Genomic DNA, 25,280 nt, shown 5'->3' with positions numbered 1-25,280 from the left:
AAACCGCTTCGTTGAGCAGGTAGACGTCAAGATCCCGTAAGCGATTGGTTGCGCGGGCGAGTTGACCGAACACATCTTTGAGTTGTTTGGTGTCCTCTTTGCTGTAAGCGCCTTTGACCAATGTCACTACGGAGCGCAGCTTACGCAGTGCGACGCGATAGTCATGTAGATACTCACTGTCGATATCGTCGATGATGCCTGCTTCGTTCTGCCGTGCCACTTGCACCATACCACTTGCGATCTGTGTGACCGCCGATTGCACGCTCTGCTCTGGTGAGAGGCGGATCATGTCTTTGGGCGAGAGTGGCACATCGGCTTGGCCTGAAAGCTCTAAGAGTCGCTCCGCGAATGAGATGTGCGGCACAATAAATTCCGGTGCTTGTGTCAGCTTCTTCGCAATGCTAGCCGCTTCAGCCTCGTAGCCGAGGAGGGGCGCTGCGGTGATTGAAGTGACCGCGTCGACCCCATTGATCTTTGCGGTTTCGGTGAGCAGTCGTAGCACAATCTTACCATCTACATTGCGCACGCAAAACTCGCGTATCTCTAGTTGAGTGAGTGCTAACTGCTGCGCGGCTCGGTATTTAAGATGTGAACGCAGCACTTGTCTGAAATGACCTTCTGCAAAATCCCATTCAAATACTGGACGGTGGTGACGCACAATCTCATCGCAGGAGATCGCATCCGTATATAGATCCTCGGCATTAACGATACTGAAGCGCCCTGCCACACGGATGAGTGCCCGCCCGTTTCTTGAAAAACTATGATCGAAACTGTCATAGAGCCAGACCTGCTTCGTGGCTTGCCGGCTAGACTCCATTGTTAAATCCAGAGGGAGCGTTTGTTTGAGTAGCAGTGGGTCAAATTCGACGCATTGCCATTTGTTATTTAGTAGAGGCTGACTCATCGACGATTCTTACTGCTGGTTCTACTGCTGGTTCTACTGCTGTGGCTGATTTTTGAGTTTTTGGCGGTTTTAAACGGAATTAAACAATATAATTAAATGGCAGCAAGGTCGGGTGCTGTCAAATTGAGTAATGTTACATTATCTTAGCAGGCTCGTTTTTCATTTTGTAAGCCTAGAATTAGTCCTTCGTGCGCATGACACTCAACCAAAGGGCGAAGCCAATGCATAGGATGGTTTCTGCTCTAATTGGGTTGCACCATATCGATCCGCGGAGTCTGCAATTATACCAAAAACGAACTAAACTGGTAAAAAGCTTAACCGCAGAGTTCGCCGAGTGCGCAGTGAGTTAGAGGAGGGTTCAGTGGCATGCTCAGGGGCATTTCTCAGTGTCCTCAGCGACGGAGGTCTGCCGTAGATGGCGTAGAACTCTAGCGCAAGCGGCGTTTTAAAATACGTCTGATAAGCGTTCATGAGTGCTTATAAAAATACGCTGAATCGGTTATCCGATTGATGCCTCCGAACGCCGCGCGAAGCGAGCCGATGTAACCTGACTTCTTAGCTTCGGTTGAATCGCTTGTCTAATTCCTTGAATATTTGCTTAGCCCAATTGGGCGCAAATACATTGGTTTTCATCGATTTCTTTGATATGACTTCAACGCTTGTTGTATCGCCTTCAGTTACGACCTCTACAAATATGGCAACGTTCTCGCCATAGCTTAAAGCTGTGATGCCTCTTTGGGCTAATATGGAATGATCGCTTGGATTTGCAGCGATGAACTCTAATCCCGCTTCAGTAACAACTTCGGGCATTACACCCCAAATCTTATCGAAAGACGCTTTATAAACTACTTTTTGACCAGTGCCTTTGGCATTCTTCGCGTCTGCCATAGTTGTGCAGCCGGTCGATGCGATGGAAGTCCCTAGCAGTAATGCCAGTGTAATGATTTTGATTATACTATTCATAACTTATTTAGCTAATTGTGGATCAGTGAGCTATGTCGCTGTCGCGTCATTGCTCACTGCGCTTGGTTGAACGAAGCCGCTTCGCGGCAATTGCTTAGGTTATAAAAAGTGGTGATTGCACAAGTGGGGCGCCAACGGTCACGCTGACGCCCCTATGTCTAGTAAAAAAAACATCACCAGTAGAGTATTCTCACGACTATAAGTCAATGCGCCGTTTTGCGGAGCATTTAGAGTTGCAGGACTTCCGTCTTCGCACGCAGCAGGGATACTATCGTCACATGGGTCTAATTGGGACTCATTTTAAGTCGGACCCTCGACTCGTAAACGAGGAGCAGTTGCGCGAATACTACGTGTATAAGCGCTCTAAGGGCGGTTGGGCTCCCAAAAGTTGTCGTCAGTCCTTAGCCGCAGCGAAGCATTTTTATCGCGGCATGCTGGGCAAGAAGTATGCCTCGTTGGATCTGATCAAGGCGCGCGATCGTGAGACTTTGCCCGAGGTCTTAACTGTGGATGAGTTGCGGCGACTCTTCGCGCATGTGAAGTTTAACCGCTATCGTGTGCCCTTGCTGTTGATCTATGCCTGTGGCCTTCGTGTGAATGAGTGCACTCATTTGACTGTGAACGATATTGATGGGCCGGGGAACCGTCTGTTCATTCGTGATGGCAAGGGCGGTAAGGATCGTTACACGATTTTAAGCACTGTGGTCTACCGGTTGCTACAAGACTACTGGAAGCAACACAGGAACCCAAAGTGGTTGTTTCCTTCGGTGGGTCGTGGTCGTTGTGTCAACGCAGGAGCTCGTATGGGTGCTTCTGCCGAGCCGATGCAGTCGCATGGGCTCGGGCTTCGGTTGCTGGAAGCCGCTCGCGCGGCAGGCATCACCAAGAAGGTAACCTGTCACGTCCTGCGCCATAGCTTTGCCACTCATTTAGCCTCGGCCGGTGTGCCGCTACACCAACTTCAGGCCTATCTGGGGCATGCTCATATCGAGACGACGACGGTTTATACGCACCTGATGCCGATCAATCATATCGAAGCCATCGGCCACATCGAAGGGCTGATTGAGCCGATCTTACGCCGCTGAGCGTGTCAGCGTGCGGGCAGACGATTTGCCTGCATCCTCCTGTTAAGCGCTCATTGAGCGTGATGGATGTGATCGAGCGCTTCATCGAGCTGTATTGGGCTCGGTATGGCGACTCGATCACCGTGGAGCAGCGCAAGGCCTTACAGGCGATCCTCCTATGCCGCACTGCGGCGATGGGCGGGCATCGCTATGCCTGCAGTTGCGGACAGAGCCACCATGCCTTCCATAGTTGTAATCATCGGCTGTGCCCGCAATGCGGGGCAGCCGATACTGCGCAGTGGGTGCGTAAGCAGATGGGCAAGCTACTGCCAGTGCCTTACTTCATGGTGACCTTCACGCTGCCTGAGCAGCTTCGCGCGGTAATGCTGGGCAACCGCTTGGCCATGGAGTTGTTCTTCAAGTGCAGCTCGCAGGCATTACGTGAGTTGCTGGCCGATCCGAAACGCACAGGCTTTGAGAGAAATGGTTTCTTTGGTGTGTTTCAGAGCTGGACGCAGGAGATGCATTACCATCCGCACATCCATTACATCGTGCCTGGCGTGGGCTTGACCGAGAATGATCGCCTCAAGCATCTGAAGCGGCCCGACTTCTTGATTTACGCTCAAGCTTTGGCAACACGCCTTCGCACTTTGTTCGTTAACGAGTTATTCGATCACGGCTTGATCAACCGGAGCCTGTTCTGGCAACTGTTGAAGATGGATTGGAACGCCTCCGTCGATCCTGCTGGATCGGGCGAGAACGCGGTCAAGTATCTCGGCCAATACGTCCAGCACAGTGTCATCAGTGACAATCGTGTGTTGGCAATCGAAGGCGACCAGGTCCGCATCCGTATCAAGAATCGTGATACAAATGAATATGAGCAACGCACGGTGAGCGGGGTGGAGTTTATTCGTCGCTTCTTGTTGCACGCGTTGCCGTCGCGTTTTCATCGCATCCGCTATCGAGGTTTCCTGCATGCACGGGGAAAACCTAAGCTGCAATGGTTGCAATTGCTGCTAGACGCACGCATCCCCAAGCCAGAGGAACCATCCGCACCTATGCATGGCGGCTACCTGTGTCCACGTTGTGGCAATACGATGCAGCGCACGAAGCGCCACGCACGCGCGCCGCCTCAAGAGCGCAACGAACGCTTCTTCAACGCTGTTGCCGCATGACGGAGCGTTGCCTCCAGTCGATCCAAAGGAATCCTTTTGCTCAATGCCAGAGCGAGCTGCATCCGCTTGTGCGACTGATCGAGATCCGACTCAAAACGCTCGTTCAGTCGACTAGCTTCGCGGCTCGATTGCGTCCGATTGACTTGAAATGCGTGAAACAATATCCGTTTCGATCAGTTCGAGGTCACTTGCAGTTTAGACCTCAACTAAAGCGAAAAAAAGAAATCGCATAAGGTCGATAGCAACAGGCGCGCAGCGGCTTGTTCAACCATGGTTCTAGTTCGAGGCTCGTTCCTCGCTTCGACAAGAACCTTTATTGATGAACGAAGCCGCTTCGCGGCAATTGCTTAGGTTATAAAAAGTGGTGATTGCACAAGTGGGGCGCCAACGGTCACGCTGACGCCCCTATGTCTAGTAAAAAAAACATCACCAGTAGAGTATTCTCACGACTATAAGTCAATGCGCCGTTTTGCGGAGCATTTAGAGTTGCAGGACTTCCGTCTTCGCACGCAGCAGGGATACTATCGTCACATGGGTCTAATTGGGACTCATTTTAAGTCGGACCCTCGACTCGTAAACGAGGAGCAGTTGCGCGAATACTACGTGTATAAGCGCTCTAAGGGCGGTTGGGCTCCCAAAAGTTGTCGTCAGTCCTTAGCCGCAGCGAAGCATTTTTATCGCGGCATGCTGGGCAAGAAGTATGCCTCGTTGGATCTGATCAAGGCGCGCGATCGTGAGACTTTGCCCGAGGTCTTAACTGTGGATGAGTTGCGGCGACTCTTCGCGCATGTGAAGTTTAACCGCTATCGTGTGCCCTTGCTGTTGATCTATGCCTGTGGCCTTCGTGTGAATGAGTGCACTCATTTGACTGTGAACGATATTGATGGGCCGGGGAACCGTCTGTTCATTCGTGATGGCAAGGGCGGTAAGGATCGTTACACGATTTTAAGCACTGTGGTCTACCGGTTGCTACAAGACTACTGGAAGCAACACAGGAACCCAAAGTGGTTGTTTCCTTCGGTGGGTCGTGGTCGTTGTGTCAACGCAGGAGCTCGTATGGGTGCTTCTGCCGAGCCGATGCAGTCGCATGGGCTCGGGCTTCGGTTGCTGGAAGCCGCTCGCGCGGCAGGCATCACCAAGAAGGTAACCTGTCACGTCCTGCGCCATAGCTTTGCCACTCATTTAGCCTCGGCCGGTGTGCCGCTACACCAACTTCAGGCCTATCTGGGGCATGCTCATATCGAGACGACGACGGTTTATACGCACCTGATGCCGATCAATCATATCGAAGCCATCGGCCACATCGAAGGGCTGATTGAGCCGATCTTACGCCGCTGAGCGTGTCAGCGTGCGGGCAGACGATTTGCCTGCATCCTCCTGTTAAGCGCTCATTGAGCGTGATGGATGTGATCGAGCGCTTCATCGAGCTGTATTGGGCTCGGTATGGCGACTCGATCACCGTGGAGCAGCGCAAGGCCTTACAGGCGATCCTCCTATGCCGCACTGCGGCGATGGGCGGGCATCGCTATGCCTGCAGTTGCGGACAGAGCCACCATGCCTTCCATAGTTGTAATCATCGGCTGTGCCCGCAATGCGGGGCAGCCGATACTGCGCAGTGGGTGCGTAAGCAGATGGGCAAGCTACTGCCAGTGCCTTACTTCATGGTGACCTTCACGCTGCCTGAGCAGCTTCGCGCGGTAATGCTGGGCAACCGCTTGGCCATGGAGTTGTTCTTCAAGTGCAGCTCGCAGGCATTACGTGAGTTGCTGGCCGATCCGAAACGCACAGGCTTTGAGAGAAATGGTTTCTTTGGTGTGTTTCAGAGCTGGACGCAGGAGATGCATTACCATCCGCACATCCATTACATCGTGCCTGGCGTGGGCTTGACCGAGAATGATCGCCTCAAGCATCTGAAGCGGCCCGACTTCTTGATTTACGCTCAAGCTTTGGCAACACGCCTTCGCACTTTGTTCGTTAACGAGTTATTCGATCACGGCTTGATCAACCGGAGCCTGTTCTGGCAACTGTTGAAGATGGATTGGAACGCCTCCGTCGATCCTGCTGGATCGGGCGAGAACGCGGTCAAGTATCTCGGCCAATACGTCCAGCACAGTGTCATCAGTGACAATCGTGTGTTGGCAATCGAAGGCGACCAGGTCCGCATCCGTATCAAGAATCGTGATACAAATGAATATGAGCAACGCACGGTGAGCGGGGTGGAGTTTATTCGTCGCTTCTTGTTGCACGCGTTGCCGTCGCGTTTTCATCGCATCCGCTATCGAGGTTTCCTGCATGCACGGGGAAAACCTAAGCTGCAATGGTTGCAATTGCTGCTAGACGCACGCATCCCCAAGCCAGAGGAACCATCCGCACCTATGCATGGCGGCTACCTGTGTCCACGTTGTGGCAATACGATGCAGCGCACGAAGCGCCACGCACGCGCGCCGCCTCAAGAGCGCAACGAACGCTTCTTCAACGCTGTTGCCGCATGACGGAGCGTTGCCTCCAGTCGATCCAAAGGAATCCTTTTGCTCAATGCCAGAGCGAGCTGCATCCGCTTGTGCGACTGATCGAGATCCGACTCAAAACGCTCGTTCAGTCGACTAGCTTCGCGGCTCGATTGCGTCCGATTGACTTGAAATGCGTGAAACAATATCCGTTTCGATCAGTTCGAGGTCACTTGCAGTTTAGACCTCAACTAAAGCGAAAAAAAGAAATCGCATAAGGTCGATAGCAACAGGCGCGCAGCGGCTTGTTCAACCATGGTTCTAGTTCGAGGCTCGTTCCTCGCTTCGACAAGAACCTTTATTGATCTACGCTTCAGTTTGTCGGATAGAACGAAAGGGTCAAACGCAAAGGATAGAACGAAGGGGGCAAACGCAAAATATAAAGATTCTATGCGTTTTGATTGTATGCACTCATCGATAGGGGGGGCGCTGGAAATTATAATAAATGGGTGAATCGGTTGCGGGTGAATTTTACTGGATCTTTATATTTTGCGTTTGATCCCTTTTTTTCTCGCAATCTAAAAAAACATGGAAAATTGGACTGGTGCTTTTCTGCATTATTATCTCACCGCGATTGGTTGGAGCACACGCGTATACTCTGACACGCCGTCTGTGAGGTGGTGAAAGCTGAATCCGTGTGTTCCTTCTCTCCCGAGGTATGAAGAAACTGGGATGTGAACATACAATCCAGTTTCAACCTCATCACTTCTTTTCAATGCAATTACCACGTTAGTGACATCAAGATAGACTTCAATCGGTGACATCGAGGAGATGTAGTCACCCCATATCTCATTCGGAATGATTTCTGTAAACTGATCAGGACTTCCTTTTCTGAGTTCCTGATAACGCGAAAAACATACACTGGAGGCGTCACGTAGCTTTACGCAATCGTCCTCCTTTAGTCGTAGGATAGCAGCAAATGAAACAATACCTGCTATGATGATTATCAAGGAGATGCTTCGTTTATTCATTTCTTTCCCATCGTAGAGGCCACTCGATAGATGAGCGGGAGCGAAATCTATTGAGTGCGCCGTCTGGATATACCAGTGGGCGGTGCAATCGGGTGCGAGGCTTCGGAGTGGTTGAGGTTCATTTTAGTGGGACTTTTAGATTCGTTCAGAGTGGTTAGAATGTGGATTCCTTCAATTCAATTATTCCCAGAGGCCAGCAGAGCTGGATCCGCTTAACTTCGCTTAATTTGCGCTTAAAATTAAACCTCACGTCGTGCTAGTTAAGCGTTCATTAAGCGTGATTAAGCGGTTAAAAAATCTGGGTTCTTTCTTTTGGATATCGTGGAGGCTATGCATAGATGAGCGCAGCGAAATCTATTGTCATATGCCGACTGGTTGGGCCATAGGTTTTTTGATTTATTGAATAGTTAAGATCGCACTTCCGCTAACTTTGATTCCTTCATCTGGTTCTGTCCCTGTTGGGTCACTAGGACTAATTCCTGAGAATGTAATAGGTATTGTGCCTTCTTTCAGTTCTCCAAAGCTGAGATTGCATTCGTCAAAATCTAAATGTTCAGAGAGGTAAAGAGTGGAAACGTGATCTTCAATTTCGGGGTCGTATGATTCTGGAATGAACACCTTCGTTTTAGAAAGCGCTTCAAAGCTATCAGAGCTGAATTTCCAAGTGGCATTAATCATAGGTGCTCCGTATGCGCTATCTATATTATTTCCGTCAAACTTGATATCTTCCCCTTCAATCTCAATGCATACGGAACTGTCACTATTTCTCCAGATGACTGCTGAAGAGATTTTAAAAGACGTTTCTCGGTTGCTATAGGTCAGCGTGATTTTGTGCTCTGAATCCATTTTTTATTTCTGCCCAACGTCGAGGATGAGCATAGATGAGCACCAGCGAAATCTATTGTCTCACTCCGTCTTGATCGATTTTTGATTTTCCAGATAGGCTGGTAGCATTTCGTTGAATTTCTGGATGTCCTTCCAATCTAAATGCCCAATGACGTGCTCAGGCATCCAGATTGTCTGATCGTCTCGCAATTGAAAGTCTTCCTTATTCTCCATTACGATTTCATATGCATCGACTTCAATCTGCCGTGCTCCTTTTTCTGTTATGTCCTTTATTTTGCAGCATGCAGGGCATCCACCAGGGACAACGCCTCCTGACTGATAAATGAGATCTACAATGCCAGTTCCTTTCGGTATTTCCTTCACACCAGGTTCGGCAACTCTTCCAAATAAACGAACAGTTATCATCTCTTCAGAAAATGAAAGCTGAGGTAGTAATGCGAAGAGCAATGAGGCTATGAGGAATTCTTTCATCGATCGTCGAGAGGACTCATGAGTGAGCGGTAGCGAAACTCATTGAGTCGCTCGAATGGTTAGATTTTGGGTGCAATACTGAATGGGATGCGGATTTGGGTCCTGACCTGCACTGCTTTCCCATTTTTGGTCCCTGGTTTGAATTTCCACTTTTTGATAGCATCCTGTGCAGCTTTCCCGAATTCAGGGTGAGTTGTTTTGATCACCGTTGTTGCGATTACATCACCATTTTTGCTTATGATTAATTCAATAGATGCTTCTCCTTCGATTCCTTTTTCTAATAGTTTTTTTGGGTATGCTAATTTAGATTGATATGTCTGGATCGGCATCTCATCCACTTGCTGAAGGCTAAATGCATCTTTAATCGCAGCTTTTGTTGATTTTGAGGTGTCAGATGCGCTCAAGCTGCATGTCAGGGATAGAAGCAGTAGGAATGTGATTAGTTTTCTCATCTATTTATCTAACGTAGAGTGTGAGCATAGATGAGCGCCAGCGAAATCTATTGTCTCACCACGACTTGTTAGCACTTTATTTTGTATGACAGTTGGTCTCTTTCTGCCCGAACGACTTCAACATCTTCATGTCCAGCACTGTCTAATGCTTTTCGAATATACTGGACGCTATATGGGCATCTGATGCCCAAAATCACTTTCTTCAGGAAATCGCTTTTGATTTTCGTAAAATACATGCCTTGAGAAGTATAACACTTGGCTAATTCAATAAATAATCTCCATTCAGATTCGTAGGACCAACTTGGTGATTTATGGATGATCGAGTCTTTGATCGCCTCAAGGATTTCATGTTTTCTTTCTGAATTTTGAAGTAAGGACCGATCAAATGTGGGTCTTTCTTCCTTATAGATTACTTTCTCCAATGAGCCATCGAGAAAGTAATCTACTTGAAGTGCCATGCCGCGATGCGAATCGGCATAGTGGCTCCAAAACAATGGATCGGACATTTTTTCTGTGAAACAGAGAAGCCCGTATTTGTCGTGTAGTTGGTTTGTATATCGCTCCAGGCACCATTCGTTGAATTCTTTCTCTTCGTTGGTTCCTGATTGGTTAACTATTGCTGGAAGCCATTCGAAAGGATCGTTCAATTCCTTCAGTCGACCGATCCGTAGGCTATTTCCTTCGATCGTCTTTAGGCCGCTTTCGGCGCCTAGAAATCGATATATTGTGATGAATTCCATTTAAATGCTAACAGTATTATAAGTCTTTGTAGCTAATCTTTTGCTACAGGTTTTGTGCGGTGGATAGGATGATGAATAACTCGTTGGTGCAAGATATTTTAAGAACTTTTTGGTGGGCGAATGCGTTGCCGCTTGGCATTGAACGTTTTGGGGGATGAATGGCTTAAAATAGGAGGTTTGAGCTGAATTCTAAAAACTCTGACTAACGGATATTTTGCAGGGGGTATAAATGGCACAGTCGATAGGGTCTAAGGCTCATTTCGGGGCTATGCGTTTTACGCATCGCTTATGTGGGATTCAAACCCCTTATTTCAATAGGGTGGCTGTCTGAAACCCCCTATTTTAATAGGGCTCAGAGGGTTGTTGTCAGCGCGCGTATAAGACTACGTCTAACGCGTCTACGCTCCACGCGGCTTTGAAGTGAGAGTGGGGAGTGTTAGTGCGAACGAAACGGTTGGTGAATCTTCACGCTACGGCTGGGGCTCGGCGGACAGACAGGACGGAGGTCTGCGGCACGACTGAGCTCGCCGAAGTCCGTAGATGGCGTCGCGTAAAAGACGATGTCTCACGCGATGGCAGCAATGTCTGTGTCACGGCGGTCTCGCGCGGATGGCTTATTGGGCTCTGTGCTGGGCATTCTTTTTGACTACTAAAGGCACGAAATATGCGAAACTCCTCTCTCTCTCTCTCTTCGTGCTCTGTTGCGTCGTTCAGGCTCCGTGCCTCTGTGCCCTCCAGTGACCATCGGGAACGGGTGGTTAAAAGATGCCTTGGAGGTGCACGGTTGGTGAATCTTCACGCTACGGCTGGGGCTCGGTGGACAGACAGGACGGAGGTCTGCCGTAGATGGCGTCGCGTAAAAGACGATGTCTCACGCGATGGCAGCAATGTCTGTGTCACGGCTTTGGGCAAAACGAATGAGGCCTCTCACGGAGTCACGAAGCGCGCAAAGCCAGAGGATTCGGATGGGCTTTTTACTTATTTATTTTTGGTTTGTTAGGGGCCCATAGCACGGTGCGGTCTTCCTCATTCGACAAGCTCATAATCTAGGACGAGGCAAGCCCCGACGGAGGGAGACTTGAGGGCTGAGAGTTGAGACTTGAGAATGAATCTTCACGCTACGATGTTGTCTGAGCTTGGCGTATACTTGGCGTGTCTTAGCGGGCAGATTCTTTGCTTGTGCAACAGGCCGAAACTGGTTCAGGCTTCGAAGAAGCTATGCCCAGACTAGTCTTGGTTCCGCTAGCTGGGACTCTGTTAGGTCGATTGATATGTTGTAATAATCTGCGTCCATCTGCGAAATCTGCGGTTAGACAATACAGATCCTGAGTTTGGAATACGTTGGTTCGGTTGAGATGTTCGATGAATCTTCGCGCTACGGCTTTGGCTCGGAGGCTTTGGCTCGGTGGACAGACAGGACGGAGGTCTGCCGTAGATGGCGTCGCGTAAAAGACGATGTCTCACGCGATGGCAGCAATGTCTGTGTCACGGCTTTGGGCAAAACGAATGAGGTCCCTCACGAAGGCTCGTGGCACGCGGAGTCTGATGCGTATTTCGTCTTGGTGTTCACTGCGGTTCAGCCTGCGTAGGATGGTCTTTGGGCCTGGGCAACTCTTCTTTATCAATATGTCGGAGATGACAGTGCTCAGCGATGTGAGGGACAAAAGCTAATCACCTGGCCACAAACGACCGAAATAATTGAACAGCCGAGAGAGGGGACAGAGAGTTACATGCTCAAGCTGGATTCATTTAATGGTGATCTCTCTACTCGACGAAAATGTGTTCAGCAAAGATGCCAGTATCGCCCCGACGAGCGCATTGGTATCCTTGGTTGTGCGACTACCGTCACCGCGTATGATAAAAGTCCATTCAGCATGGGTTCCAGCATCTTGATGGAGTGAGTGCGGAAGCTGCCGACTACAACATGTTGTAGCGTAAACTACAATTTACATAGTTTGCCAACGAGAGCGCTAATTTGATTATCTAAACGGTCATGAGGGCGCACTGGTTGAGCGGTTGTCAGTGTGAGTGCTATCATCAATTAGATTAATTTCCAGTTTTTCATAGAGACGCTATGTATAAACATCGGTCTAGTTTTTATTGCTAGTCGCTTTCTCCCTCGTAGCCTAATTACAAGGTGTTTGCTTAGTATCTATGATTAAAATATTTCAAAATAGTGTATTACTCGGAGTAGTCACGATCGGTTGCAGTGGTGGTCTTTTTGCAAATTCGATCAGTGTTAATTTTCACGTAGGGGATGACCAGCAGATGGACAGGCATCAGATTTCTGCAGGCGAGTTTGCCGGATCTGAAGCGTATGGTATCATTTCGAGTAAATGGAACAATATTGATATAGGAGCGGGAGGGCTACATCGCAAACCCGAGCAAATATTTCCACCAACGAAATTAATAGATCAAGCAGGCAAACGGACGGGCGTGGTGCTGAGCGCACCTGAAGATAGCACCTATTTTGTAGGCTACGCTGCCAGTGCGGAAACGGTCGGAGCGGAACTCGGACTTCCGGGGAATCAGGATAATTTGTATAATTCCTATCTCAGTTTAGGCACAGACGACTCGGCAGTGCTAAAGATTTCGAACTTGGGTCGTAATTTTACTGCAGGTGGCTACTCGGCGGTCATTTATTCGGATACAGATGAAGGGAAAAAGAAGAAGGGATCTGCTGGCCCCCGCCAAAGTCTATTTAAGCTCACTCCTAGCAATGGCGCTATGATTCAAAAATTCACAGAGGATGATCCGGACATCCCGAACCATGACTCGACCTTTGATGGCAGCTTTGTGCTTTCGGATGGCATTGAGAGTGGTTTGGACTATTCCAATGTGGTGGTTTTCAACGGCTTGACCGCCGATAGTTTTACACTCGAACTGACTTCTCCGGATAGTAAGCGTGGAGGTATCAGTGGCTTTCAAATCATTTCCAATGCAGCCCTGGCTGCAGGCAAAGGTAAGAAGGTCGATATTCCAGAGCCTGCGACCACAGTCGCGCTCACTGGACTGATCATGTTTCTTGCAGTGACACTGAGGCGGCGACCACGGGTCGCCTGATTGTCCTAGGCACCATCTCTGTTTCAGTGTAGTGAGGATGCCATTTACTTTGAAGGAACTTCAATTAAGTAAATGGCCAAAGCGTCCTTAAGCAGAAATTAGGACACAGTCGATCAGCGCGTTTAAACTGCCAATCCTCTCGGATAAGACCGAGCGATGCGTGTGAACCTAGATCAATGCTTTAAAAATACGGATAGGCAGCGATCGGCATAGATTGGTATTTTAGTAAATATGGAATTGTGGCTCTAAATCACGCATATTCGCGATTGTGCCAACTGTTCCTGCTTTGTATACTAGACAGTCATAATCCCCAGCCAGATGTGCTTGAATCGTCGTAAGCGCCAAAACAAAGGAAATACAAAATATGTCTAGTTACTCAAAAAATACCTCACGCAGAACTTTCATTAAAAACTCAGCTTTCGCAGCGGGTGCACTGATCGCCGCCCCTCAGATTATAAAGGCTCAGACGCTTGGAAACGCAGATAAAAATGCGGCCAACTCTCGCATTGGACTTGGGTTTATAGGCACTGGCCTGATTGCCAAAGGACACCTCGCATCCTTCCCGGGGATGAAGGAGATACAACCGATAGCGGTCTGTGATGTCCGCACCTCTCAGATGAGTAGAGCGCAGGGGCTCCTTCGTAAAAAGGGTTTCAAAGACGTCGCGACGCATGCGAATTATGAAGACGTTTTATCGAATCCTGACGTCGATATCGTTTGCATTGCGACACCGGATCACTGGCACGCTGCGCTCACGATCGCAGCGATGAAAGCAGGTAAGGATGTTTATGTTGAAAAGCCTATGACTTTAACCATCGAAGAAGGCAAAGCGGTGGTCAAAGCGCAGGAGAAATACCAGCGCGTGCTACAAGTCGGCTCTCAGCAGCGCTCAAGTGTGTATTTCCGTATCGCTGCAAACCTTGTGAGTAATGGTATGATTGGTGAAGTGCAAGAAGTGCACTGTCAGTTGGGGGGCTTTCCGCAACCGCCCGCTAATGAGAAAATTGTGCCCGTGCCGGACGGCTTCGACTATGACCGCTGGCTCGGAGCGACACCGTTTTACGAATATTCAAAGAACCGAGCCTTAGGTAGCTTCAGGGGAGGCTGGCGCTGCTATTGGGACTACGGCAATCGCAAATATGGAGATATTGGCGCGCACCATTACGACATCGTCCAGTGGGCACTTGGTCACGACAACGGCGGCCCTGTTGAGTTTACTCCGAAAGGCTTTAACGGTGCTACTCACGATCACTATAAGTATGCAGATGGTATTACTGTTTGGCGTGATAAGAACTCCAAAGGGCATAACATTCGCTTCATCGGCACAGAGGGAGAGGTGCTTGTCAGTCGAGGTAAGATCGAGACGACGCCTAAAGAACTGGTTCGTCACCGGTTTACGGATGCTGACACTCTAGTTTACGAGTCAAAGGACCATCGCCGTAACTTTATCGACTGTGTGCAATCGCGCGAGGCTACGGTCTGCCCAGCAACTGTGGGCAATCGCACTGGGGCTGTTTGTCAACTCTCTGCAATTGCGGAGCGTTTAGGACGAACCATCGAATGGGACCCTCAGGCCGAGCAAATCATAGGAGACAAGGAAGCACAATCGATGCAAGGCCGTCCACGCCGTGCTGGTTACGAATTGCCTGCCTAAGGTGGTGTCGGTCGCGATTGGCCATTACTTCAAATATTATTCAGCCAAAGCCTAGCAGACCAAAGAGTCTGCTAGGCTTTGTTGTTTGAAGGGGTGGACTCCTTCATTTTAGTGGAAAAACCACGTTTATACGTGGTGTTCAACCTGCCGAATCTGCGTTATAGTCCATAAAACTCTGAAAATTGAAAATTGATATGAAGATAGTAAAACATATTTTGTGCGCTGGTTTATGCCTCACAGGCTTGGCTGGTAATTTGGCTGCGGAGCAGAACTCTGAACTGATTGCGGAGCAGCCGGGTAAGGCGCTCCGGCTTTGGTATGACGCACCAGCCCCAGACAGCGACTTGGGCTGGGCCAACGCTTCGATCCCAATGGGCAATGGCTACATGGGCGTCAACATTTTCGGCGGCACTGCGACCGATCGTATCCAAATCACTGAAAATAGTCTCTATGATTGGGCGGACAAAAATAGTGGATTGAAACGGCGTGGTGTGAACAACTTTGCCGAGGTTTACATTGATTTCGAGCATGATCAGGCCAGCAATTACGTCCGGGACTTGAACTTAAATGAAGGTGTCTCTTCGGTGCAGTATGAGCACGGTGGTGTGTCTTATTCACGGGAATATTTCACTAGCTACCCCGACAAGGTCATGGTGGTTCGCTTGAAAGCTTCGGAGCCGGGCAAACTTTCCTTCACATTGCGTCCGACGATTCCATTCATCGGCGATGGCAAGACTGGCTCCGTTTCGGCAGAGGGGGATACAGTTACGCTCTCTGGTGTGATGACTTACTACGACATCAAGTTTGAGGGGCAGTTTAAGGTCATTCCGCAGGGCGGAACGGTTGAAGCATCCAAAGCAACTGTCACAGTATCGGATGCTGACAGTGCGGTGATAGTCATCGCAGTAGGAACGAATTATGAAGTGGACCCTAAGGTTTTTCTGACCGCGCAGCCGACTGAGAAACTTGCTGGATTTCCACATCCACATGAAAAGGTCAGCCAATATATTGCGGACGCAGCAGCGTTATCTTATGAAGAGTTACTGGCGAATCACCAGGCCGATTACAAAGAACTCTATGACCGTGTGAGTCTCGACCTAGGAGCGACTCAGCCGTCGATTCCTACCGACGAAATGGTCGATGCCTATCCAAATGGTGCTTCAGATCTCTATCTCGAGGAGCTCGCGTTCCAATTCGGACGCTACATGTTGATTTGTTCCTCGAGGGCAGGCACACTTCCACCGCACCTTCAGGGAATCTGGAATGTCTATGCGAGACCACCGTGGTCTTCTCAGTATCTGCACGACACGAATGTGCAGATGGCCTATGCGCCAGTCTTCAGTGCGAACTTGCCTGAGCTTTTTGAGTCCTACGCGGGATATTTCAATGCCTTCGTGCATCGTCAGCGCGAGTATGCCGATCAATACATCAAGCAATATAATCCCTCCCAACTCGACCCTGATGGGGATAACGGCTGGTCGGGCCCGTTTTGGTCCAATCCGTATAATGTTCCTGGCAAGACTCCGATCGCTGGCTTCGGCACTGGGGGCTGGATTTGTCATATGTTCTGGGACTACTACGACTTCACTCGCGACGAGGCTCTGCTAGACGAAACCGTCTATCCCGTGTTGTATGAACAGTCCAATTTCATTTCCCGCTTTGTTCAGGAAATCGATGGTAAGCTACTGGCCAAGCCGTCCTCATCCCCAGAGCAATACTTGGAAGGAAAAAAGAAGCGCGAGACAATCGGCACGACCTTCGACCAGCAGATGTTCTATGAAACCCATTATCATACACTGAAGGCTGCCAAAATACTCGGTAACACTGATGAGCGTTTAGCGCTTTACGAAGAACAACTCCCTCTGCTGGATCCGATTCAAATTGGAAAGTCTGGACAAATTAAGGAGTTCCGCGAAGAAGAATTCTACGCCGACGCAGGCAAATCGATCGACCCTCACCATCGACACACGTCCATGCTGCTGGGATCGTATCCGGGGCAGTTAATCAACGGCTCAACTCCAGCATGGCTCGATGCCGTTAAGGAAACCCTAACGCTACGCACCCGAAAATCAAACATTGGGTGGGCACGCGCTGAGCGTGTTGCATTCTGGGCTCGCGTGTATGATGGCGATGAGGCGTATCTTTTCTATCGGGATTTACTGGAAGGGAACTTCATGCACAATTTGTTCAACGATCACCGGGGCGGCCCGCTGTTCCAGGCTGACGGCAACTACGGTGCCACCGCCGGAGTTGCGGAGTTACTCCTCCAGAGCCAAGACTATGTGCTATCACCCTTGGCAGCATTACCGAGTGCTTGGCCGGACGGTAGCTACCGTGGTCTCTTAGCGCGCGGCAACTTCGAGGTCTCCGCACAATGGTCGAACGGTCAGGCCAGCCAGTTGGAAGTATTGTCCAACGCCGGCGGAACGCTTAAGTTGAGGTATCCAAATATCGCGAAGGCTGCCATCAAGACTAGTGAAGGTCAGGCAGTGACGTTCGCAGCCAAGGGCACGGATCAAGTCAGTATCGAGTCTACCAAAGGTGAGACCTATGTGGTGAGTGAAATTCCGGCTTACGTTCCAGTGGCTGCGCCTTCGAACCTAAAGATCGAGCAAGGAAATAGGTTCAACCGCATCAAGCTCTCTTGGGCTGAAAGCGCCGACGCGGCGTCCTACAACCTCTACCGAGCTGTTGGCAACGCACCGGACTATGAGCTCATCGCTTCAGACATCAAAGGCACGGTCTTTAACTACAAAGTGACTGATATAAAAGAGATTGAGCAGATGACTCTCAAGGTCGCTGCAGTAGGTGCAAATGGACGCGAGAGCGTTCACGGTGCTACCGTGATCTGGTTGGCGGAGTAGGATACTGCCACACACCAAGAACTGCGATTTTTGATTCAACACATTTGGGAGGGACGAACTCCGCCTCGTCCGCCGAGCCTTAGAACAGGGCTCACACGCTGCGGACGGCGCGTCGTTTCGACAAGCTCAAGACCCTGAGCCTGTCGAAGGGGAGGCCGTCCCTCCCGAAACACCCAATAAAGATACCCCTCAAAAGATACCCCCACATCATGATTTCTGAAAAGAATCTTCGAAGTCGTTTGCGACTCCTACGTAGGGGCTTTGCTTGCGAAGACCGCGCAAAGGCCACAAGCACACATAGTGGTGTAACGCCTCCTGCCCACGCGGGTGCCGCAACTGTCCGCCGTAACAGTCGATGGATCGCCTTAGCGGCGATTGTATCGATGGTGAGCGCGGTTGCGCCTGTGTGCGCTCAATCGAAGGACTCACCTCCGGTTGTCGCCTTTGAATTGAGCCCAGATGACGTCACCGCAATGGTCGCTTCGCGCGGTGTAATCGGTGGAAATGCGGAGCCGCATTTCCGGAGTGGTAATGTCGTCTATAAGTTTGAGTCGCCTGAGGATACGGTGACTTGGAAAGTCGTCGTGCCCGAGGATGGTCACTATGACGTGAATGTGCTGTTCAGCACTCAGAATCCTACACAAATCGAAGTGAGCTCGGGCGACTCAGTGCTCAACGCGCCTGCGATGCTTCGGACTTGGAAAGGGAAGCCATATTTCTGGCGTCAGGCGATGCCCGGAACATTGGCTCTGAAAGCGGGTGAGAATGAAGTGACGTTTCGTCTCCCCGAGGCAAAGCCGATACCAGGCAGAAATGATGACGCTCCACGCTTCGGGCAGGGGGTGACCGAGAATTTTCATCTATTCTCAATCGAGCTGGGGACGGCCGAGGCGCGTGCAGGAGAGGTCGAACGGGCGAAGGAGATCCGAGGTGACGCTTCTTGGATGGTGGATGAAAAATACGGAATCTTCGTTCATTGGTCGGCGCGGAGTCGGTCTTTCCACGGCGACAAACAACGAGCGGATTGGTTTCAGGAATCTGTAAAGCTGTTTGATGTCGATGTTTTCGCGGATGCAGTTGAGCGCACGGGAGCCGCATGGGTGACGTTTACCGCGACGCACCAAGGATTCTATTGGCCAGCGCCGAATGAGGCGGTTGATCAGGTCGCGCCTGGACGCACTTCCGAGCGTGACCTGTTGGGCGAGATTATTGATGCGCTTGATCAGCGGGGCATCCGCACACTGTTTTACCTGCATACCGGTTACAACGGCTACGATCCAGAAGTGTGGCGTGAGGCTTTAGGAGCCAATGAGCTGGGCTCGACAGCTTTCAGTGATCATATTGAGGCGATCCTACGTGAGTGTAGCCTGCGCTATGGGGACAAGCTAATGGGCTTTGGATACATGGATGGCGCACTGGCTTGGGACTATCCGCTGAATCCCGACTGGGAAGCGTGGGCACGTGCGATCAAGGCTGGTAACCCCAAGGCGGTGGTCGGACTGAGCACCAATCGTGGGCCGATGGTCAGTCCCTTCAGTGAACTAGGTGTGACTGATAGCGCGTCGACTATTTCCCGCCATGATCCTCAGCTATTCGGTCCCGGGAAGCAGTATGGCGATGTGCTTCCAGCTTGGTGGTGTTTGATGGATAAGAACGGCTGGTATCCGGCCAAGCCTTTGAATGGCAAAATCAGTGACGGGCCGACCCATTCCACCGAAGAGTATGTCGCATTTTTCAAAAGCATGGCGGAGGAAGGTATCCCTGTGACGATGAATCTGATCATGCCAGCGGATGTGACTGCAGAGCATCCGGTGTTCGATCCGGAGATCATGGCAGTGATGGAGGCAGTCAGGAAGGCGATTCGGGGGGAATGAAACGATACGTTCTCCTTTGTATTCTCTGGCTGATTCCAATAACGACTTGGAGCCAAGAGGCAGAGATGCATCCCTACTGGGCACCGAGGACGTGGGAACTCCGGCCGGATGACATTACCACGATCATGGGATTTCGGGCAGAGCTGTCTGGGAATCTAAACGTTGCAGATCGTCCCACGCCGACGGTGGTGAATAATGCGTTTATTCGCGGCTTTGAAAGTGAAGAGGATGTCATGACGTGGGAAGTGGATGCGCCATATGAAGCGGTATATAGCGTCGCACTGGTATATACAGGACTGGATGAAATTCTGGCTCAATCCACCTTGGAGCTTAGTTCAGGAACGTCCAGCATCACCGAGACAGCCAATGTGCCGAATTGGGATACGCGGCCACTAGTGCAACGCCACTGGCTGAAAGAGAACCTGCTGTTGCAGAAAGGGATCAACCAAATCTGTTTACGGTTAGTCAATTTTAAAGGGACGCAGGCAGAGCGCGATGCGTTGAATGCGATGAAGAACGCTAAAGGAAAGAGCACACCGTTTGCCCTGTGGTCGATTGAACTGGTGCGTCCAGAAGCGCTGGTTGCCATCAACGAGCGTGCACAAGCGATGAAAGCTGATGTGCAATGGATGGTGGATGGCAAGTATGGTTGGTTTGTGCATTTTTCATCGACGGGGCAGTCGAGCAATGGGGAATACCAGAAGCGGGTGGACCGTTTTGATGTGGATGCCTTTGTCGCAACGGCTGTAGAAATCGGCGCATCGTGGGTCTGTTTTACCTGTGCCCACGGCGACCATTATTGGCCTGGCCCCAGCGAGACCATTGATGCAATCAAACCTGGGTTTACTTGCGAACGTGATTTGATTCGGGAGCTCATCGATGCGTTGGCCAAACATGATATTCGCCTCATGCTTTACTATAACCCCAACAGCGGCATTGAGCAGTTGTATGGCAACACCTATGGCAGTGGTGACGAACCGGATCCGACGGGTTACTTCAATTTCCTGGAATCCCATTTCCGTGAAGTGAGCCTTCGCTATGGCGAGGATCTGGCAACGACCGCTGGTTATGTCGATGACTGTGGCTGGAAACTGTATCAGGTGGATCCTCCGTGGGAGAAATTTGCGAATGCGATTAAAGCAGGCAATCCGAATGCGCCGGTTGGATTTAGTCAGAATCTGTTTCCGAATTTATCGCCGTTCAGTGATCTCGTGGTTTCAGACGGCAGCGGTCGAGCGCCAGAGCATCAGCCTGCCTTTTTGTTTGAAGACGGGGGCCAACTTGAGGGGCAAACTTCGGCTGCTTGGTTTTATATGGATGCGTGGTCGGCCCGCTTGCGCAACGGAGCGTTTGTCGCGAAACCTAAGTTTTCCGCAGAGAAATACATCGAAATTTTCAAACAGGCCGATGCTGCGAATCTACCCATCACCATTAACCTATCAACGACTCCATATATTACGGCGGATGCCCCGTTTGTGAATCCCGAGTGCATTGAGATCATGCAGCAAGTGCGCAAAGCAGTGAAGGGAGATTGATTGTAAATCATCAGTTGATCTGAGGCTAACCACTGACTACTAGCGTTTTCGTAAACGCCCCTTCATTCGTAGCGGACTGGCAAAGCCATTTCGGCCACATCAACCTCAGTCACTGCAAAGATCGAAACCGCTTCGCGGATCCGCGACACTAAAACTAGAAAACAGGATCTAAGCACAACACGTCCTCTTCATTCGTAGCGGATTGGCGAAGCCATTTCGGCCACATTAACCTCAGTCACTGCTCAGATCGAAACCGCTTCGCGGATCCGCGACACTAAAGCTAGAAAACAGACTCAAAGCACAACACGCCCCCTTCATTCGTAGCGGATTGGCGAAGCCATTTCGGCCACATTAACCTCAGTCACAGCTCAGATCGAAACCGCTTCGCGGATCCGCGACACTAAAGCTAGAAAACAGGATCTAAGCACATCACGCCCCCTTCATTCGTAGCGGACTGGCGAAGCCATTTCGGCCACATCAACCTCAGTCACTGCAAAGATCGAAACCGCTTCGCGGATCCGCTACACTAAAGCGAGAAAACAGACTCAAAGATTTTAACGACTCTTTTAGTATAACACAAAGAACCAGCATCGGTGAGGATGCTAGTTCTGGTGGAACAAATGGCGTTACGCGCCGATACGTCGTTTGATCACTATCAGTAGCAGCTTTGGGGATCAATTATCCCCAATTCACGTGATAGACAGTATGATGCATTTTAGGTAGTATTAAAAACTAGCAGATAGCAGCTGCATTTCAGCTGCTAATTGATCAACGCCATCTCCCTATTTTAAAGTGTATTCTACGTGTCACTACATTATTCTATTGTTCTGCCTGCTTTCTCTTAGCGCACAATCTGTAGTTGCCGCCGATTCGTCCGGTCGGAACAGTCATTTTTGGATAACCTTATTGCCAACTGCTGGAACTGTGACTGGAGCCGATACGGATTTGGTGTTGGCAAATGGCTACCGCAGTGTGGACCTGAGCTCGCCCTTGCTTTCCTGTGAACGAATTGAGGATGGGGAGCGGTGGGTGTATACAATCACTTGGAACGGAAATAATCTGCTAGGTAGTGCAGATGCGGATACATTGCAGTTTGCTATCGCGCTGGAAGCGAAAGCGTTTGCGGAACCAGCGCTTCAAACCGTTCAGGTGAATGGTGTTGATACGACTGTGAAGGGCTTCGTGCTCGAAAGTGACTTCGAGCGATTCGTTCCGCGACGACTGAATGGGCGTCGACCACCGAAGGGGTATGCGGAAATGCATGCTTCAATCGTCTTGAGAAACCCCGCCTTGCAGCATGAAGATCCCAAATATCCCTTCTCCGATTTAAAGAACGGACATACGATGGAGGCGACCCCGTATGCGCCCACGACCCCTGAGAAACTGAAGTCCTTTCCGAAGTTTTCATGGGATAAAATCCCGCGCTGTATGCTTATCCGCAAACGGACTGCTTATACCGATGAGGACATTCGAGCGATCGCAGAGAACTATGATTTGGTGGTGCTCGAAAAGGCCAATGGAGCAGGGATGGCAAATACCAGCTTAGGGATGTTAGATACCGGCGCACGACTGAAAGCGATCAATCCAGATATCAAAGTGCTGTTCTACTGGAATTCCCGAATCTACTTCGGGCACTACGGTATCGATACGACAATTGATCAGCATAAGGATGAATGGATCGCAAAAGACTTTATAATTCGCGGCCGACTGCCGACCTACGTGCGGGAGAATCCTGATTTTCTGAAGTGGTGGGTGGGTTGCTGCGAAAAAATGATGGGTGACGACGCGATTGACGGCACCTTTGTAGATAAGTCAGGCGTGCCGATCTATATGCTCGATGCCCTTTATAAAGCGACGCCGGTGAATCAGCTGCTGATGAATAATAATGCATCCGCGCGACAGCGCATCGGCTATGTGGATGGCACTTACCGTGAGGGGTGGAGCGGCGGTGGCAATGATGACACCATTGCGGAGACGATCGCGATCGCTTATGAAACCGGACAGAATCAGAAGATGCAAATTCTTCGCAACCCGATCAAAGGTGTCAGCAATGAGCGCGAGCTGGAAGACGCAGCTGATGTCGTCCTAGCGATTTATTTGCTCTATGTTCAGGAGTATTCCTATTTCTATGTGCAGGCTTCCGTGGATGGCACACAGCCGCGCTGGCAATGGGAAGCTAGTTATATGGACCAGCTAAACCGCCCGCTGGGCAAGCCATTGGGGCCTTACGTTCGTGATAATAAGGTCTATACACGCAGTTTTGAGCATTGCGATGTCTTTATGGATTTGAGGCCAGCGAGAGGTGAGCATGCGGCTCAGATCCTATGGAAAAATAACATCGGAAATCCAACCCTAACAGGCCGCGGGATGTCTAGCACCGCAGGTATCTATCAGCTTTTTGGCAGTGGTGCGATCTCTGGCAATTCGGATCAGTTTTTCTATCTCTCGGACGCTCATTATGGAGATGGAGGCGTGAAGGCTGCAGTGGACATTCAGGCGGGAGCATTGCCCAATGCCAAAGCGGGCGTCATGTTTCGTGAGTCTTTGGCGGCCGATGCGGCGATGGTTGCCGTGCTACGCGATCCGTCTGGGCGCATGCAGATGGTTTATAGGCCAGAGCAGGGTGCTGCTCTAGTCAGCGCCGGTTCATTGGCTGCTGCTAAGAGTCCCTATGCGATGCTGGTTCGAAAGGGAGATGACTTTGTCGGATACTGTTCCTCGGACCAGAAGAACTGGAAGCAAATCGCGCAAGTAACGGTGCCGATGCCTGAGAAAATTGAAACGGGCATGGCTGTGTCTTCGGACGATCCAAATGCACTGGCCGAGGCACGCTGCAGTGGGTTTGCTCGCATTGAAACGTCGAAGAAGGTCAATAACGAGATGGATTCTGAGGAAGACTACGAGGACTAACCTTTAGCGCCAAAATACAATAGTGCAGGGAGAAATAAAATGAATATGAAAAAGTATAGTTTATGGGGATGGATACTCGCTGCGCTCTTGTTAGGGCATACTGCGATCGCTGCAGGGAGTAGCTATGTGCTCTCAGGTAAGGTGATGGACACCGATGATAATTGGCTCAATGACGCCAAGTTGACTTTGTCTCCGCTGAGAGTGGATGCGTATACCGATGCCAATGGCGAGTTTTCGTTGGAATTCGAAATTAACGAACCACTCAAGCCAAACAAGCGTAAGAATATCGCAACGTTGGTGGTGGCGCGCAGCGGTCACATCACGAAGAAAATACCAATCAAATCAATGGACTTCTTCACCGCGTCCAAATCGATCGAGGTCAAACTGAGCCCCGAACCAGTGGATAGCAGCCTAACTGGCTTCACCGTGCAGATGGATCCCAAGAATTCGATTATAGGAAGGAGCAGTGGCACGGACGCTAGCTTCTATGTCTATATACCTGAGTCCGTTAAAACGGTAAAAGCTGCCTTTTATATCTCCATGCACGGGATCGGAAATATCAAGACGCCGATTCTTCAAAAGTTTGCCGAAGACGAGCAATTGGCTCTAGTCGGCATGAATGGCGATCCGATTAAACGCGGAATTAGCTCGGTCGCTCTGATTGAAGAACATATCCAAAAGCTAGCGGAGCTGTCTGGTCATCCAGAACTCGCGGATGTGCCCATTATGACTTTTGGGCATTCGAATGGAACTGGGTTTTCCGCTAGTTTCCCTCGTGACTGGCCAGAGCGAACCATCGCATGGGTCGCATTCCACCCGGGATTCAGTGGCTACATACAATTTCCAAACACGGAAAAAGTTCCAGCGATGGTGATGTGTGGATCCATCGACAAATATTTCCTTAACGCGCGTCAGGATGAAGTGGTTGCCACCATGCGCAAAGATCGCAATGCGGCGATGAACGTTATGGTCGAAGGTGGTGTTGGGCACGGGCCAGCGGATGCGGAATCCACATGGGCCTTTATCATCGACTTCCTTAAAGCCTCGATGCGCATCCGACTGAATGAAGACGGCAGCTTGAAGCCCGTTGAAATCGAAAAAGGCTGGCTGGGGGCCCACTATAATTTGGAAGCCGGCGGACGACAACTCATCGAGGTCGCACCTTATCATGACTTTAAGGGCGATCAATCGACCGCCAACTGGTTGCCTGATGCTAAGTTTGCGGAAATATGGCAGAGCTACGGTCAGACGCAGCCTGCTAAAAAAGGGCGCTAATTGTAGTTAAGG

The 25,280-nt window shown here is 50.3% G+C and carries 18 protein-coding genes; 12 read left to right on the top strand and 6 right to left on the bottom strand.

Annotation, left to right across the window (positions count from 1 at the left end):
- Nucleotides 1-904 (bottom strand): CHAD domain-containing protein (locus GZZ87_RS19665; protein WP_162071491.1); only part of this gene is annotated, 904 nt, incomplete at its 3' end.
- Nucleotides 905-1,459: 555 nt separating this feature from the next.
- Nucleotides 1,460-1,867 carry a hypothetical protein gene (locus GZZ87_RS19660; protein ID WP_162028310.1) on the bottom strand — a complete coding sequence of 136 codons (408 nt, stop codon included), beginning with the start codon at nucleotides 1,865-1,867 and terminating at the stop codon, nucleotides 1,460-1,462.
- Between the two features lie 206 nt (nucleotides 1,868-2,073).
- Between GZZ87_RS19660 and GZZ87_RS19655 the strand changes: the two genes are divergently transcribed.
- From GZZ87_RS19655 to GZZ87_RS19640, 4 genes are all read left to right on the top strand, one after another.
- Complete coding sequence (locus GZZ87_RS19655) at nucleotides 2,074-2,952, top strand: tyrosine-type recombinase/integrase (protein ID WP_162028309.1); 879 nt, start codon at nucleotides 2,074-2,076, stop codon at nucleotides 2,950-2,952.
- 2 nt (nucleotides 2,953-2,954) lie between these two features.
- On the top strand, nucleotides 2,955-4,106 hold the full coding sequence (locus GZZ87_RS19650; RefSeq protein WP_162028308.1) for a transposase: 1,152 nt from the start codon (nucleotides 2,955-2,957) through the stop codon (nucleotides 4,104-4,106).
- 459 nt (nucleotides 4,107-4,565) lie between these two features.
- The gene (locus GZZ87_RS19645) at nucleotides 4,566-5,444 is read left to right on the top strand and encodes a tyrosine-type recombinase/integrase (RefSeq protein WP_162028309.1); all 879 of its coding nucleotides are present in this window, start codon (nucleotides 4,566-4,568) and stop codon (nucleotides 5,442-5,444) included.
- Nucleotides 5,445-5,446: 2 nt separating this feature from the next.
- The gene (locus tag GZZ87_RS19640) at nucleotides 5,447-6,598 is read left to right on the top strand and encodes a transposase (protein WP_162028308.1); all 1,152 of its coding nucleotides are present in this window, start codon (nucleotides 5,447-5,449) and stop codon (nucleotides 6,596-6,598) included.
- 1,382 nt (nucleotides 6,599-7,980) lie between these two features.
- On the opposite strand, the gene GZZ87_RS19635 is transcribed toward GZZ87_RS19640, so the two are convergent.
- From GZZ87_RS19635 to GZZ87_RS19620, 4 genes are all read right to left on the bottom strand, one after another.
- Nucleotides 7,981-8,430 (bottom strand): hypothetical protein, encoded by a 450-nt coding sequence (locus GZZ87_RS19635; protein WP_162028307.1) that lies wholly within the window; start codon nucleotides 8,428-8,430, stop codon nucleotides 7,981-7,983.
- A 60-nt stretch (nucleotides 8,431-8,490) separates the two neighbouring features.
- Nucleotides 8,491-8,901: a hypothetical protein gene (locus GZZ87_RS19630; protein ID WP_162028306.1), complete on the bottom strand. Its 411-nt coding sequence runs from the start codon at nucleotides 8,899-8,901 to the stop codon at nucleotides 8,491-8,493.
- 59 nt (nucleotides 8,902-8,960) lie between these two features.
- The gene (locus GZZ87_RS19625) at nucleotides 8,961-9,305 is read right to left on the bottom strand and encodes an energy transducer TonB (protein WP_162051219.1); all 345 of its coding nucleotides are present in this window, start codon (nucleotides 9,303-9,305) and stop codon (nucleotides 8,961-8,963) included.
- A 116-nt stretch (nucleotides 9,306-9,421) separates the two neighbouring features.
- Nucleotides 9,422-10,093, bottom strand: coding sequence for a DUF2971 domain-containing protein (locus tag GZZ87_RS19620; protein WP_162028304.1), 672 nt, complete (start codon nucleotides 10,091-10,093; stop codon nucleotides 9,422-9,424).
- 1,331 nt (nucleotides 10,094-11,424) lie between these two features.
- On the opposite strand from GZZ87_RS19620, the gene GZZ87_RS19615 reads away from it, so the two are divergent.
- The 8 genes from GZZ87_RS19615 to GZZ87_RS19580 all read left to right on the top strand — a co-directional run bounded on the left by GZZ87_RS19615 (nucleotide 11,425) and on the right by GZZ87_RS19580 (nucleotide 25,268).
- Nucleotides 11,425-11,682 carry a hypothetical protein gene (locus tag GZZ87_RS19615; RefSeq protein ID WP_162025269.1) on the top strand — a complete coding sequence of 86 codons (258 nt, stop codon included), beginning with the start codon at nucleotides 11,425-11,427 and terminating at the stop codon, nucleotides 11,680-11,682.
- 565 nt (nucleotides 11,683-12,247) lie between these two features.
- Nucleotides 12,248-13,156: a hypothetical protein gene (locus GZZ87_RS19610; protein WP_162025270.1), complete on the top strand. Its 909-nt coding sequence runs from the start codon at nucleotides 12,248-12,250 to the stop codon at nucleotides 13,154-13,156.
- A gap of 364 nt (nucleotides 13,157-13,520) precedes the next feature.
- Entirely contained in the window at nucleotides 13,521-14,810 is a 1,290-nt protein-coding gene (locus GZZ87_RS19605; protein WP_162025271.1) for a Gfo/Idh/MocA family oxidoreductase, read from the top strand.
- Nucleotides 14,811-15,004: 194 nt separating this feature from the next.
- Nucleotides 15,005-17,674: a glycoside hydrolase family 95 protein gene (locus GZZ87_RS19600; protein WP_162025272.1), complete on the top strand. Its 2,670-nt coding sequence runs from the start codon at nucleotides 15,005-15,007 to the stop codon at nucleotides 17,672-17,674.
- 209 nt (nucleotides 17,675-17,883) lie between these two features.
- Nucleotides 17,884-19,548 (top strand): alpha-L-fucosidase, encoded by a 1,665-nt coding sequence (locus GZZ87_RS19595; protein WP_162025273.1) that lies wholly within the window; start codon nucleotides 17,884-17,886, stop codon nucleotides 19,546-19,548.
- Nucleotides 19,545-21,083, top strand: coding sequence for an alpha-L-fucosidase (locus GZZ87_RS19590; protein WP_162025274.1), 1,539 nt, complete (start codon nucleotides 19,545-19,547; stop codon nucleotides 21,081-21,083). Before GZZ87_RS19595 ends, GZZ87_RS19590 begins: the two co-directional genes overlap by 4 nt.
- A 906-nt stretch (nucleotides 21,084-21,989) precedes the next feature.
- Nucleotides 21,990-23,993, top strand: coding sequence for a putative glycoside hydrolase (locus tag GZZ87_RS19585; protein ID WP_162025275.1), 2,004 nt, complete (start codon nucleotides 21,990-21,992; stop codon nucleotides 23,991-23,993).
- 39 nt (nucleotides 23,994-24,032) lie between these two features.
- Nucleotides 24,033-25,268: a hypothetical protein gene (locus GZZ87_RS19580; protein WP_162051173.1), complete on the top strand. Its 1,236-nt coding sequence runs from the start codon at nucleotides 24,033-24,035 to the stop codon at nucleotides 25,266-25,268.
- The last annotated feature ends 12 nt before the right edge of the window (nucleotides 25,269-25,280 follow it).

This window comes from Lentimonas sp. CC4 (genome assembly GCF_902728235.1).
Classification (GTDB): Bacteria; Verrucomicrobiota; Verrucomicrobiia; order Opitutales; family Coraliomargaritaceae; genus Lentimonas.
This window is presented reverse-complemented; position numbering and strand designations above follow the sequence as displayed.